The 13,514-nt window shown below is 63.7% G+C and carries 14 protein-coding genes; 3 read left to right on the top strand and 11 right to left on the bottom strand.

Translation table 11 applies throughout. From position 1 onward, the window contains the following. Positions 1-94: 94 nt before the first annotated feature. Both QX034_RS32115 and QX034_RS32120 read right to left on the bottom strand, forming a co-directional pair. Complete coding sequence (locus QX034_RS32115; RefSeq protein WP_315704305.1) at positions 95-346, bottom strand: hypothetical protein; 252 nt, start codon at positions 344-346, stop codon at positions 95-97. A gap of 27 nt (positions 347-373) precedes the next feature. After that, positions 374-1,117, bottom strand: coding sequence for an outer membrane protein (locus tag QX034_RS32120; RefSeq protein ID WP_315703489.1), 744 nt, complete (start codon positions 1,115-1,117; stop codon positions 374-376). A 277-nt stretch (positions 1,118-1,394) separates the two neighbouring features. Between QX034_RS32120 and QX034_RS32125 the strand changes: the two genes are divergently transcribed. Next, positions 1,395-1,730: a DUF3551 domain-containing protein gene (locus QX034_RS32125; RefSeq protein WP_316184956.1), complete on the top strand. Its 336-nt coding sequence runs from the start codon at positions 1,395-1,397 to the stop codon at positions 1,728-1,730. 44 nt (positions 1,731-1,774) lie between these two features. Continuing rightward, a complete protein-coding gene (locus QX034_RS32130) occupies positions 1,775-2,029 on the top strand; it encodes a DUF3551 domain-containing protein (RefSeq protein ID WP_316166702.1) in 255 nt (84 codons plus the stop codon). 45 nt (positions 2,030-2,074) lie between these two features. Here the strand turns inward: QX034_RS32130 and QX034_RS32135 are convergent, their stop codons facing one another. Together QX034_RS32135 and QX034_RS32140 are read right to left on the bottom strand one after the other, a co-directional pair. After that, a complete protein-coding gene (locus tag QX034_RS32135; protein ID WP_315703486.1) occupies positions 2,075-2,848 on the bottom strand; it encodes an outer membrane protein in 774 nt (257 codons plus the stop codon). Between the two features lie 318 nt (positions 2,849-3,166). Beyond that, positions 3,167-3,943 (bottom strand): helix-turn-helix transcriptional regulator, encoded by a 777-nt coding sequence (locus QX034_RS32140; RefSeq protein WP_316184953.1) that lies wholly within the window; start codon positions 3,941-3,943, stop codon positions 3,167-3,169. A 182-nt stretch (positions 3,944-4,125) separates the two neighbouring features. On the opposite strand from QX034_RS32140, the gene QX034_RS32145 reads away from it, so the two are divergent. Continuing rightward, complete coding sequence (locus QX034_RS32145; protein WP_316196258.1) at positions 4,126-5,205, top strand: medium chain dehydrogenase/reductase family protein; 1,080 nt, start codon at positions 4,126-4,128, stop codon at positions 5,203-5,205. 1 nt (position 5,206) lies between these two features. Here the strand turns inward: QX034_RS32145 and QX034_RS32150 are convergent, their stop codons facing one another. The 7 genes from QX034_RS32150 to QX034_RS32180 form a co-directional block, all read right to left on the bottom strand. Then, a complete protein-coding gene (locus tag QX034_RS32150) occupies positions 5,207-5,908 on the bottom strand; it encodes an ABC transporter ATP-binding protein (RefSeq protein WP_316196259.1) in 702 nt (233 codons plus the stop codon). Positions 5,909-5,915: 7 nt separating this feature from the next. Further along, positions 5,916-7,196 (bottom strand): lipoprotein-releasing ABC transporter permease subunit, encoded by a 1,281-nt coding sequence (locus QX034_RS32155; protein ID WP_315703482.1) that lies wholly within the window; start codon positions 7,194-7,196, stop codon positions 5,916-5,918. A gap of 97 nt (positions 7,197-7,293) precedes the next feature. Next, on the bottom strand, positions 7,294-8,613 hold the full coding sequence (gene proS, locus QX034_RS32160; RefSeq protein ID WP_315703481.1) for a proline--tRNA ligase: 1,320 nt from the start codon (positions 8,611-8,613) through the stop codon (positions 7,294-7,296). Positions 8,614-8,800: 187 nt separating this feature from the next. Further along, the gene (locus QX034_RS32165; RefSeq protein WP_315703480.1) at positions 8,801-9,310 is read right to left on the bottom strand and encodes a TlpA disulfide reductase family protein; all 510 of its coding nucleotides are present in this window, start codon (positions 9,308-9,310) and stop codon (positions 8,801-8,803) included. Next, entirely contained in the window at positions 9,307-10,530 is a 1,224-nt protein-coding gene (locus tag QX034_RS32170) for a sialidase family protein (protein WP_315743341.1), read from the bottom strand. The genes QX034_RS32165 and QX034_RS32170 overlap by 4 nt, the downstream gene beginning before the upstream one ends. Before the next feature lie 11 nt (positions 10,531-10,541). Further along, positions 10,542-12,944, bottom strand: a complete 2,403-nt coding sequence (locus QX034_RS32175; protein ID WP_316184948.1) for a TonB-dependent receptor — start codon at positions 12,942-12,944, stop codon at positions 10,542-10,544. Positions 12,945-13,041: 97 nt separating this feature from the next. Beyond that, positions 13,042-13,494, bottom strand: a complete 453-nt coding sequence (locus tag QX034_RS32180) for a DUF2946 family protein (RefSeq protein WP_315703477.1) — start codon at positions 13,492-13,494, stop codon at positions 13,042-13,044. Positions 13,495-13,514: the final 20 nt, after the last annotated feature.

Genomic DNA, 13,514 nt, shown 5'->3' on the forward strand with positions numbered 1-13,514 from the left:
GGCGCGGGCATACTATCGGATGACTCCGGGCCGGAGTCTCGGCGCCGGCCGCTCCATCCCAATTTTCCCCAGCCGCCCAGGCGCATTCCAAAAATCAAAGCTGCGGAATGATTTGCGCCCAGAGCGCGACCATCCCGACGAACAATGTGATCGACGCCAGTGCGGCGGCTTCTTCGACGAAAACCTTCAGCATGGGAGCCTCCCTGACAGAGAACATAGGAAGAACAATGTTCCTTTTTTGTTCTAAGGTCAAGCGATGCGCGCCCGCAGCCGGCCAGCTCTCCGGCTCGTGGTTAATCCGTGTCATGCGCAACGAAAAACCCCGGCGCTCGCGCGCCGGGGCCATTCCGATCCGCCGTTCGACTGCGGAGAATCAGTACCTCGAGAGCACCGGGCCGCCGAACTTGTAGTTGACGCGGGCGGTGAACAGGTCGACATCCTGCTTGATGCTGTCGGTCTGCGTGAACGCAGCGCCGGTGAAGCCGACGTCCTCGCGGCCCATGAACAAGTGGTCGTACTCGAAGCCGAGCGACCAGTTCGGAGCAAACGCGTATTCGACGCCGGCGCCGATCGTGCCACCCCAACGAGTCTTGGTGGTCGAGGCCAGAACACCACCGGTGAAGCCGGAGAGGATCTCGTACTTGCTGTCGGTCACAGCAGCACCGCCCTTGGCGTAGAGCAGCACGTTGTTGAAGGCATAGCCGATCTGGCCGGTGAACAGGCCAAACGCGTCGATCTTGGAGCGGTTCGAATCGGGAGCGAACACGTTGCTGACATTGCTGCCGCTGATGTCGGCCCAGTTGCCCTGCGCTTCGATACCGAACACGACCGGACCGGTCTGCCAACGGTAGCCGATCTGGCCACCGACGGTGCCGCCGGACGCGTCGTGGGAGCCCTCAGCTCCGCCGGCCGGAAGGCCGCCGAAGCTGGTCAGATTCCAGCTGTTGTGGCTCCAGCCGCCGCCGCCATTGATACCGATGTAGAAGCCGCTCCAGTCGTAGATCGCAGCAGCGACCGCCGGCGGCGCCTTGGTGTACGGACGCGCGGCGAGGTCCGCGGCCATCGCCGGCGAGCCGAGCGCCACAAGCGCCGTCGTAATCAACAGAAGTTTCTTCATCACTTAGTCCAGTTTTCGTCTCGAGGCCCCCAGGCCATCGCCACGTCTTAGCAAGGTCGGCCACAATTGCTGTAGCCGGAAGGCCACAGCCGGGGACGAAAGCCGGCTCGGCATTACCGGAAATTAACCTGATATCACAAGTAGTTGATGGAACTTTGCGCGGCGGTAAAGACACGCTGCTCGCCGATCGGATCTCTGCATCCGTTTTATCCTTGCATCTTGTACGAACATCCAGTTCCAAGGCACCGAAGCGAGGCCCTGGAAGGAGATTCTCTCGATGCGTGACGTGCTTTTCGCAGCTTTGGCTGCCGGCGGACTACTCGTGGCGGCCAACGCGCCGGCCCAGGCCGTCGGCATCCGCCATCCGTTCTGTATTCAGGGAGACGAATTTCCGGGCTTGAGCAACTGCAGTTTCGATACCTACGACCAGTGCTTGGCCACCGCTTCCGGCCGCCGGCTGTACTGCATCGCCAATCCCTATTTCGCCGGCGTCAGCGACGACCCGCGCGCGACGCCCTACCCGTATCCGCAGAGGCAGCGGATTCGGCCGCGTCCACCCCGGCCGAATCCATACGCGCCGCTGCCAAATCCTTTCGTCTTCGAAGAGGACTGAGCGAATCAGGACGGATAGCCCCAGCCGGAGTTGGCGATCCAACGATGCGGAAGTTTGCGCCGACAGTACTGGTCTCGGCAGCGCTGCTCGCAAGCGGCGCAGCGCATGCGCAGACCTATGATCCGAACTTCCCGGTCTGCCTGCACACGTATGGCCCCAACGGCTATATCGATTGCCGTTATCAATCGATCGAGACCTGCAAGTTCAATGCAGCCGGCCGCTCGGCCGGCTGCGAGATCAATCCCTATTTTACCGCGACCGAGCGCGCCCCGCGCCCTGGTCCTCGACGACCGCGCTGACATCAGCATCCCCGGCCCTGCCGACCGGGAATGCTGTCGCTACGGCTATCGGAACATGCCGAAGCCGCCAGGCCCGAACTTGTAGTTCACGCGCACCAGCCCGATATCGGTATCCCCACTGATGCGGCGCTGCATCTGCACGATGTTGGCCGCGTTGGTGAAGTTCAGGTTCTTGGTGCCGAGGAAGATGTGGTCGTATTCGACGCCCACCGTCCAGTTCGGCGCAAAGCCATACTCGACGCCGGCGCCGACCGTCCCGCCCCAGCGCGTGGTGTTGGCCTTGTCGAGCATCACGCCGGTCGCCGTGTTGAACGTATCGTATTTGTCGCCGACAACGGCCGCACCGCCCTTGAAATAGGCGAGCACGTTGTTGAAGGCGTAACCGACTTGGCCGGTGAACAGGCCGAAACCGTTGGTTCGTGAGCGGTCGCTGACGTTCGGAAGTATCAAGTTGCGGTTGGTGCCCTTGAAGTCGGCCCAGTCACCTTGCGCCTCGACGCCGAACACCCAGTTCCCCGTCTGATAGCGATAGCCGATCTGGCCACCGACGGCAGCACCGCCGCCGCCGCTGCACCCCTCGCGGTTCATTGCCGGATTGACGATGACGCCGGCATTCTGCACCAGATTCCAGCAATTGCGGCTCGAGCCGCCGCCGGCGTTGATACCGCCATAGAACCCGCTCCAGTCGTAGACCGCCTCCATGACGGCAGCAGGAGCCTTGGTGTAAGCGCGCCCCTTGACTGGAAGATCGGCAGCGACCGCGGAAGCCGACGCCGCTACGACGCCGGGCAACACGGTTGCGAGGAAGAGCTTCTTCATTGTCGAACTCCGTATATTCGATCCAAAGTCCCCAAACCTTGGTTCTCAACTATCAGCGCTCCCGTAATGCCGGCCCAGGCAGGCTCACGCGATCAGCACTCAGCACAACAATTGATTTCCGTTTCCGGCTTTTCTGGGATTCGCAAAATCCCCTATATTTGCAGGGGTTACGCACGCTGTTACGCAAAAGCCGCACTCATGTGTGAAGGACTCGAGGCGCGCGCCTCTTGCTGGTCACATTGAGCCAGGACGACGCTCCGCTTTGCTCCACGATGTCGACGCGATCGCGTCTCAATGATGCGACGCTGCGTGCCGCAATTACACCTGCGTGGTGTAGATGGTGAGCTTGAGTGCGGGATCGTCATTGGCCTGGAAGCTTGCATATTGCAGCTTCAGTCGCCCCTTGCTCGGGTGCTCCAGCAGTTTCTGCCCCGCCGCGGGACCGCGGATGTCGTGCGCGGCCCACCAGATCTTGAATTCGCGGCTGCCGCAGCTGAGCCGCTCGATGAGAGCGACGAATGCCGGATCGCCGGCCCACAGATCATGCGTGGCGCGGAATTGCGCGACCATCCGCCTGGCTTGATCCTTCCATCCCGCGCCGAACAAGTTTCGCGCCCGCGACGAGCAGAGCATCAGGATCAAGGTGTTGCGCTCGTCCTCGCCGAGGCCAGAGAAACCGAAGATCTCGTCAGCCGCCGGATTCCACGCCAGCACGTCCCAACGGCGTCCGGTGATGTAGGCGGGCTGGTTGAGACCTTCGACCAGATTACGCAAATGCGCCGGCACCTCCTCGCGCACGAACGGCTTGCGGTCGGCGTCGCGCGCCAAGGCCTTGAGATGCGCATGTTCGGCCTTCGAGAGCCGCAACGCTCGCGCCAAAGCGTCCACAGTCGATGCCGACGGGTTCACGGCGCGGCCCTGCTCGAGGCGGATGTACCAATCGACGCCGATGCCTGCGAGTTCGGCGACCTCCTCGCGGCGCAGACCCGCGGTGCGGCGCCGCCGTCCGGCTGCAAGTCCAACCGCCTTCGGCGTCAGCTTTTCACGCCGCGAGCGCAGAAAATTGCCGAACTCGGCCCGACGCAGATCGCTCATCCCTGTTCTCTCATCATTGCAGTAAGGCCAATGATGTGATGCAGCGCCGCTGCCGATCACACCCACGGCTGCCCGCCAAACGGGCGAAGATGGTTCCTACAATCCTAGGATAATACCAGGCCTTCCTGTGCGCAGCGTATCCCGGCACGGTCGTTGGAGCTACCCCAGCATGGAGGACGCCGATGAAAGCTGCTGTTTTGAAATCCTTCGGATCACCGCTCGCGATCGAGACCGTTCCCGATCCCGTGCTTGGCACCGGCGAAGTCGTCGTCGACGTCGTCGCGGCGGGCGTGCTGTCCTACGCCAATGAGGTCTTCAGCGGCGAGCGTCGATATCAGCTTGAGTTGCCGGTTATTCCAGGCCCCGGCTGTATCGGCCGCGTGGATGCGACCGGCCCCGACGCCACGCATCTGAAGGTCGGCGATTGGGTGTTCTGCGATCCAACCATCCGCTCGCGCGATGACGCCCTCGCGCCCGACATCACGTTGCAGGGCTGGAGTGCACGCGGGCCAGCTGCATTGAAGCTGCAGCGCCATTTCGGCCACGGCGCATTCGCGGAAAAAATGCTGGTACCAACCGAGAATGCCAAGCCCATCGGCGCGATCAGCGAGAGCGATGCCGCACGTTGGTGCGCACTCACCACATTGCTTGTACCCTATGGCGGCTTCCTCTCCGCCAAGCTGCAAGCGGGCGAAACTGTGCTGGTCAGCGGCGCCACCGGCCATTTCGGCAGCGCTGCGGTAGCGGTTGCGCTCGCGATGGGCGCGGCTTGCGTCGTCGCGCCTGGCCGCAACCTTGCCGTCCTCGCCGATCTGGAACGCCGTTTTGGCGATCGCGTCCGCACAGTCAAGCTCACGGGCAATGAGGATGAGGATCGCGAGCGGATGAAACGGGCGGCTCCTGGACCGATCGATTGCGTGATGGACATCATGCCGCCGTCGGTCTCAACCACCGTCGTGGGCGCCGCACTGATGACGGTGCGGCCCTATGGGCGCGTCGTCCTGATGGGCGGCGTGGGAATGCTCGGCGGCGCCGGGCTCGAGCTGCCCTACCCCTGGATCATGCGCAACTGCATCACCATCCACGGCGTCTGGATGTGCCCGCCGGATGCGACGGTGCGGCTGGTCGGGCTGATCCGTGCCGGCCTGTTGCGGCTCGATCAGTTCGAGACCACCAGCTTCGAGCTCGACCACGCCAATGACGCGGTGGCGCACGCTGCCGCGAACGCAGCTCCGTTCAAGATGACGGTTATCCGCCCTTGAGCTAGTCCAGTTCGACCACCTTGCCGCCGACCAGCGAAACGCGGCGGTCCATCCGGCCGGCGAGCTCCATATTGTGAGTCGCGATCAGCATCGCGACCCGGGTCGCCTTGATCAGCTGCATCAGGGCTTTGAAGACGTGATCGGCGGTGGCGGGATCGAGATTGCCGGTCGGCTCGTCCGCGAGCAGGACGCGCGGCGCGTTTGCAACCGCACGCGCAATGGCGACGCGCTGCTGCTCACCGCCCGACAGCTCGGCGGGACGATGCTTGATGCGATCGCCAAGCCCGAGATAAGCGAGAATTTCCGTGGCGCGCTTCACCGTCTCGGCCCGCTTCAGGCCGCGGATCATCTGCGGCAGCATCACGTTCTCGAGCGCCGAGAACTCCGGCAACAGCCGATGCGACTGATAGACGAAGCCGATATCGGTGCGGCGAAGTTGCGTCCGCTCGACGTCGGTGAGCTGCGATGTCGGCGCACCCGCGACGTAGACCTCGCCTTCGTCGGGACTCTCGAGCAGACCGGCGATATGGAGCAGCGTCGACTTGCCCGAGCCGGATGGCGCCACCAGCGCCACCGATTGTCCGGCCCAGAGCGCGAGCTTGGCGCCATCGAGAATGGTCAGCTGCACCTCTCCCTGCATGTACCGACGCTTGATCTCATGCAGATAGATGACCGGAACATCCTGCGCCCCCTCTTCGGCCATCGGCGCCTCACTCGTAGCGGAGCGCTTCGACCGGGTCTAACCGTGCGGCGCGCCAAGAGGGATAAAGTGTCGCCAGAAAAGACAAGGTCAGCGCCATGATGACGACGGCCGCGGTCTCGCCGAAATCCACCTCGGCCGGCAGCTTGGAAAGAAAATAGAGCGTGGGATCGAACAGTTCGGTGGCGGTGATCCAGGACAGGAACTGCCGGATCGACTCGATATTCGCGCAGATCACCAATCCCACCGCAAACCCCGTCAGGGTACCGACCACGCCGATCGAGGCGCCCGTGATCAGGAAGATGCGCATGATCGCGCCTTGCGAGGCGCCCATCGTACGCAGGATGGCGATATCCTGGCCCTTGTCCTTCACCAGCATGATCAGGCCGGAGACGATATTGAGCGCGGCGACCAGCACGATCAAGGTGAGGATCAAAAACATCACATTGCGTTCGACCTGCAGCGCATTGAAGAAGGTCGAATTACGCTGCCGCCAGTCGACCAGGAACACCGGCCGGCCGGCGGCTTCAGTGACGGTCTTGCGAAACGCTTCGATGCGATCGGGGTTGCTGGTGAACACCTCGATCGCCGTGACGTCGCTGTTGCGGTTGAAATAGGCCTGCGCTTCGGTGAGCGGCATGAACACGAAACCGGAGTCATATTCGGACATCCCGATCTCGAACACGGCCGCGATCCGGTAGGGCTTGATGCGCGGCGTCGTCCCCATCGGGGTCACGGCGCCCTTCGGCGACACCAGCGTGATCATGTCGCCGGCATGCAATGAGAGCTGGTCGGCAAGGCGCCGGCCGATCGCGACCCCCTGCCCCTCGTCAAAACCTTCCAGCGAGCCCTGCTTGATGTTCTTGGCGATGGAGGGAAGGTTGGCGAGGTCCTGGGCGCGGATGCCCCGGATGAACACCCCGGCGGCGTTGAACGGCGAGGAGCCGAGCCCCTGCCCGTCTACGACGGGCACGGCGAGCCGCACGCCCTGAACCTGGCTGATGCGGTCGGATACGTCCTTCCAGTCGGTAAGCGGCGATTCCAAGGGCTGCACCAGAAGATGCCCGTTGAGCCCGAGGATCTTGTCCAGCAGCTCCTTGCGGAAGCCGTTCATGACCGCCATGACGATGATCAGCGTTGCGACCCCCAGCATGATGCCGAGGAACGAGAAGCCCGCGATCACGGAGATGAAGCCTTCGCGCCGCCGCGCGCGCAAGTATCGCCCCGACAGCATCCATTCGAATGGCGCAAAGGGCGGCGTTTGCGAGAGTTGGGTCATGGTCTCATCCATCGCTCGATAATCCCATGATTCGGGCCAATTGTGGCTGGATTGGCCTGAGGTTTGGCGGCACCCTGGTGGATATCTCCGAGCCTCGGATCCAGCCCGCTCAGCCGGCCAACCGCCCCACCAGCTCGGCTGGCGACATCATCTCGCGCGATCCGTCGCTGCGCTTCTTGACCTCGACCTTGCCCTCGGCGAGGCTTTTCGGCCCAACCATGATCTGCCAGGGAATGCCGATCAGATCGGCGGTCGCGAATTTCGCGCCGGCGCGCTGCTCGGTGTCGTCGTAGAGCACGTCAACCCCCTTGGCCGAAAGTTCCCGATAGAGCTGCTCGCAGGCCGCATCGGTATCGGTGCCACCTTGCTTCAGATTCAGGATCACCGCCCGGAACGGCGCCACCGCCTCCGGCCATTTGATGCCGGCCTCGTCATGGCAGGCCTCGATGATCGCACCCACGAGGCGCGACACGCCAACCCCGTACGAGCCGCCATGGATCGGCACCTCGGCGCCATCGGGTCCGGCCACGAGCGCCTGCATCGCTTCCGAATATTTGGTGCCGAAATAGAAGATCTGGCCGACCTCGATGCCGCGGGTGTGCACGCGGCGCTCGGCCGGCACCTCGCTCTCGAACCGCGCCCCGTCGTGCACGTCTTCGGTGGCCGCATAAAGCGAGGTCCACTCCTTGATGATCGGCGTCAGGTCGCCTTCGTAGTCCACGTCCTCGGGCGGGATCGGCAGGTCGAGCACGTTGCGGTCGCAATAGACCCCGGACTCCCCGGTCTCGGCGAGCACGATGAACTCATGGCTGAGATCGCCGCCGATCGGCCCGGTCTCAGCGCGCATCGGAATGCCCTTCAGGCCCATCCGCGCAAAGGTGCGCAAATAGGCGACGAACATCTTGTTGTAAGCCCGCCGCGCGCCCGCCTCGTCGAGATCGAACGAATAGGCATCCTTCATCAAAAATTCGCGGCCCCGCATCACGCCGAAGCGCGGACGCTGCTCGTCGCGGAATTTCCATTGAATGTGATAGAGATTGAGCGGCAGGTTACGGTAAGACTTCACATAGGCACGGAAGATCTCCGTGATCATTTCCTCGTTGGTCGGCCCGTACAGAAGCTCGCGCTTGTGCCGGTCGCTGATGCGCAGCATCTCCGGACCGTAGGCGTCGTAGCGGCCGCTCTCCCGCCAGAGGTCGGCGAGTTGCAGCGTGGGCATCAACAGTTCCAGCGCACCGGCGCGGTTCTGCTCCTCGCGCACGATCTGCTCGATCTTCTTCAGCACCCGAAAGCCAAGCGGCAGCCACGCATAGATGCCGGCCGCCTCCTGCCGCAACATGCCGGCGCGCAGCATCAGCCGGTGCGAGACGATCTCCGCTTCCTTCGGATTCTCTTTCAGGATGGGCAGGAAGAACCGCGTCAGACGCATGGGATCAAGCCTTGAAGATTCGCTTTGGGCCCGCGCAGTCAAACCGGATCACGCGGCAAAACACAAGGCCACACCCGAGAAAATCCGGCTAAGACACCGGATTTTCAATCATTTTACCGGTTTGCCTGAGGCGAAGGTTCAGCTCCCGTTCAGGACCCCGCGCTGCCGCAATGCCACCCGGCTCACGCTAATGGCGCGAGGCGGCCGTCGATTGCTCCGCCGACCACTGGTCCAATTCTGCGACGTCCGCAGCCCCCTCGATCGTGGAAATCTTGCCGTCGCGGCCGATCAACATCGTGCGCGGAATGTCGCCCTGCCAGGAGGGATCGATCTCGAAGCGCAGGCGCTCGGCATAGCCATCGTTGAAGATGAAATTCTCGGCCGCCGCCAGGCCGGCTTTGTCGAGCATGGCTTCCGTTGCCGCCGGCAGGTTGGGAACAAGGTCGGCGCTGACCGTCACCACGTCGATCCCTGGATGCGCCTTCATGAACTCGCCGAGTTGCGGCAGCTCCACCTTGCAGGGGCCGCAGGTGACGCCCCAGAAATGAACCAGCGTCGGGCGGCCGGCATGTGCGCGCAACATCTCCCGCCAGCTGCCGCGCTCGAACGGCTTCAACGGGGATGGTGCGGCGATGATTGCGGACAGGCCGAGCAGCGTGCCGCCCAGCACGAGAAGTCCCACAATGATGCGCTTCATGACTGATCTCCGATCGCCTGAAAGCGATAGCCATCCGCCTTCGTCATCCAGGACAGAAAGACGTGCTCGCCGTCGGCGACGAGCAGCGGATGATCCGACGTATCCTTGGTGCTGGCGATGGCGCTCGGCTTCGACCACGTCTCACCGTCATCCCGGGACTGCATGACCATCACCGTCGTGGTCTCGCCGTCGAACTCCTTCCAGACCAGCGTCGTCGCGGCCCTTGTCGCCAGGACGTAGGGGCGCGTCGGACTTCTGTCCGCCTGCCCGACCGGCATCGGGTCGGAGAAGGTGCGGCCGCCATCGCGCGAATGGGCGTAGAACAATCCTTTGCGCGCCTTGCCGTTCGTGTACCAGGCGACGTGATAGGCGCCGGCCGGCGAGACCGACAGGCTCGGGCCGTGATGCGGGCAGGCCTTGATCTGCCAGTCGTCGTTGCTGACGCGGTAGACCTCCCCGGGCGTCGAAAGATCGTTGAAGGTCACGATCGCATGGTCGCGGACGCCGCCATCGAAGATGTTGCGGAACACCACCACCGGCCGGCCCGGGCCGGCAAAGGCGAGGCCGAGCCGGCAGCATTCGCAGGTGTTGTCCTGGGCGAGCTTGGCTTCGCTGTAGCTCGCACCGCCGTCGCGCGAGGATGCGAAGAACAGCCCTGCCCCGTCATAGCTCTTGCCGGCCTCCTTGGCGGGGACGCGGTTGCGCTTGTCGAGCCAGGCCGCGAACACCGTCCCGTCCTGGTCGAGCGCCAGCGCTTCGAAACGCTGGCTCTCTTGGTTGGAGGTGATCGGCTTCACCGGCGCAAATGTCTTCCCGCCGTCGTCGGAGCGCGTATAAAACACCTCGCCGTTGAAGGCCTGGTCGCGGAAAGTCGCGAACGCGACTGCGATCCCGCCCTTGCGGTCGACGACCAGCGCCGGGCGAGCATCCGGCCCCCAGTCGAGGTTGAGCTGCTGCGTCGTTACCGGCACCGGCGGAGAGAGCGTGCGGCCGGCATCCTTGGAGTTCGCGACAGAGACGAGCCCGCCCGCCATCCAGGTCAGCCACAGCGTCCCGTCGGCCGCGAAGAACGGCGTCACCTTGGTGGCGCATCGCAGCTCGGTCCCCTCGCAGACGGCTTCGGAGGCATGCTGGTGGCTCATCTGTGCCGAAGCCGGCGATGGCCACGTCGCGGCAGTGATGGCGCCAGCGAATCCTGCAGCAAGGATCGTTCGGATCATGGGAAGCGTCCTCATCTGAATGCCACCTTCATGCCAGCCACGAAGGCACGCGGCGAGCCCGCGTAGATCGAGCCCGTCGTGTTGGCGAGAACGCTTGCTGAGTTCTGCACGCCGGCCTTGGCGACGGAGTCCGGGATGTTGTTCGCTGAAGCGACGTAGGTGCGGTCGAACAAATTCCTGACCTCGAAAAACAGGTTGAGCGACCTGAACGTGTCGGACGCGAGCTCGGTTTTGTAGTGAACATTGAGATTGACCAGTTCGTAACCCGGTGCCTTCAGCAAATTCGCGTTATCCATGTAGAAGGCGTCCTTCCACTGAACCTCGACAAAGCCGCCGAGGCCGGCGAATGGACCGCCCTCCTGATCATAACCTGCACGTGCGGTCAGCTCGTTCGGCGAGATGCCGGGAATCTTGTTGCCGGCGCGGTTGAAGTTGGACAGCGTCGCACCGCTGCCAAGGCTCTCAGTGTATTCCGTATAGACCTCATCCAGATAGGTGTAGGCGGCCGTGAAGCGCCAGCCGGGCAGGAAATTCCAATCCGCCGCCAATTCAACACCACGATGCTCGGAGCGAGGAGCATTGAACCAATAGGTCACGCCGGCGATCGGGGTTGCCTGGGTGAGCAGCTCATTGCGGAAGAACTCGTAGAAGCCGGTGGCACTCAGGGTCAGCGTGCGGTTCGGAGTCCAGTCGACTCCGAGGTCGTAGCCGAGGTTGGTCTGGCTCTGCAGCTGAGTGTTGTTGCCCGACAAGCCGGTCGGCAGGACGAACAGGTTGGAGACCTGCGGCGTGCCGTAGCCGGTGGCGACGCGGGCATGCAACAGCCAATCGCTGTTCACCTTGTAGAGCAGCGCCAGCTCGGGTGCGGTGTTCTGGAATTCGCGGTCGGCCGACGTGAGCGCGGTCGTGGTAACCCCGGCCAGCCCGGTGTAGGTGTAGGCCGTGTTGATCCCGCGCAGATGCGTGGTTTCCCAGCCGACACCAGCAACGGCGGTCAGCGCCTCCGTCAGCTTGAGCTCCTCGCGGGCGCGCAGGCCGTAATTCGTGGTCACGCTGAACAGGTTGCTCGACAGGCTTCCGAGCGTGGCGTTGCCGCCTGGCATCACGTTGCGGGTGTCGCCGGATGACGTCAGCGTATTGTAGAAGGCGCCGAACAACGCCGTCGACTCCAGGCCGAATATCTCGCCGCGCTTGGTGATGTCACTCATGTAGTTGTAGGATGGATAATCGCCGATCGAACTGACCGACCCGGTCGGCTGGCTGATATTGCGATCGTCGAATACGAACTGGTTGCGCCAGGTCATGTTGTTGTCGAAATCGTGCTCCCAGCGCCCCCCGACGATGGTGCGGCGATCGTTGCGGCCAAGCCCCGCTTGCAGCGCGGTCTCCGTGTCGGTGCCGGCGGATGCGTTGAATCCGTTGTTGAACAGCTTGACGGTGCCGCAGCCGGCTGCGAGCGACGTTCCGGTCGTACAGCCCTGCTGATAGGGATTCTGATAATATTGATTTAGTGACACGCGGAGCGGCAACCGTGAGACCAGATCATTGTTGATGATCTTCACGGTGAAGCGGTCGTCCGGCGTCGCCTTGTAGGTCCCGAGGAAATTGACCGTCTGCGTATTGAACCAGCTGTTGCCGAGAAATCCGTCGCCCCGGGCGTCGCTGGCGAACAGCGAGGCCTCGAAATTGCCGACCTTCTTGCCGGCTGTGAGGTAATTGGTGAGATAGCCGAAGCTGCCGCCCTCGCTACCGATCTCGACACCGTCGATGCTGCCGCCCGGCCGGGTGCGGAAATTGATCGCGCCCCCGGTGGCATAGTTGCCGTACAGCGCCGAGGACGGCCCCCTGATCACGTCGATCGCGCCATAAGCGTGCGGGTCGATCAGGTCGGTCCGCGACAGGCCGTCGGGCTGGGTGACAGGAAAGCCGTCGTCGAACACGACGATGTTGCGGATGGCAAATCCGTTGCGCGCATTGGAGCCGCGGATCGAGATGCCGAAGTCGCGCGGGCCATTGCCCTGCTTCAACGAGACGCCGGGGCTGTCGCGCAGGATATCGTTCACCGAGAACACCGGCCTGTCCTCGAAACGGCTGCGGTCGATCGTGGTCGCGGTCTGGCCGGAGGGAGCCTGATCGAGCCTGGCACGCGCGGCACTCGCCGTTTCCGGCTCGCCACGGCTCGAAGCCCCAGCATTGGAGGCGGCAACGGCCGGCTGTGCCGGTCGGCGGCCGGCGCTTGCTTGCAGCCGCGGTTGCGCCGGCTTGCGCGCGGCACGCTGCGATGCCGCGCGCGGCGCATCGACGGTGACCGCCGGCAGCTCCCTATTGTCCTGAGCGAACACCGCGGCCGACGGCAGGAGCACGAGCTCCATGGCAATGACGCTCGCGCCACCGAGCGCATGACGACGAAACATAATAGAACCTTCCCCGATGCCGGCACGACGGCCGGTCTTCCTGTTCAACGATTGATGAGAGTGACAGCGCGGGCCGAGCCTGCGCCGCCGACAACGATCAAATCAGGAAGGGGATTGGAGGCCCGCGTGCCTGGGCACCCGAGCCGGGCTTGCCAAGGACGAGACCGAGATCGGCGTCATGCCATAAGACAGGGATCGTCTGCCGCCACGGTGCAGCGACAGCAGCCGTGCCCGGCATGTCGATGGCGCTGCCGGCGTGCAGCACGCAACACAACAAACAACTGATGCCGCAGGCATCACGGTCGCTACCCTGACCGGGCGCGACAGGACCAGCGTCGGAATGGCAGATTTCCACGCCGACGAGTGGATCAGCAGCGGCGGCTGCCGCCATCCAGGATGCCCCGACGGGCGCGAGCAGTTGCAGCAGGAGCGCAAGCAACGCAACCGGCAGCAGGCGCTCGGCATATCGGCGCATCGTGGCAACGCCGCCCACGCGACGACGACTGCCATGGGCAGCATCGGCAGTACGCGCGGCGACGTTGAGTTTCATGGAGCCCTCGGTTCTCGAGG

It is taken from the genome of Bradyrhizobium sp. SZCCHNR3119 (assembly GCF_032487775.1).
In the GTDB taxonomy this organism is placed as follows: domain Bacteria; phylum Pseudomonadota; class Alphaproteobacteria; order Rhizobiales; family Xanthobacteraceae; genus Bradyrhizobium.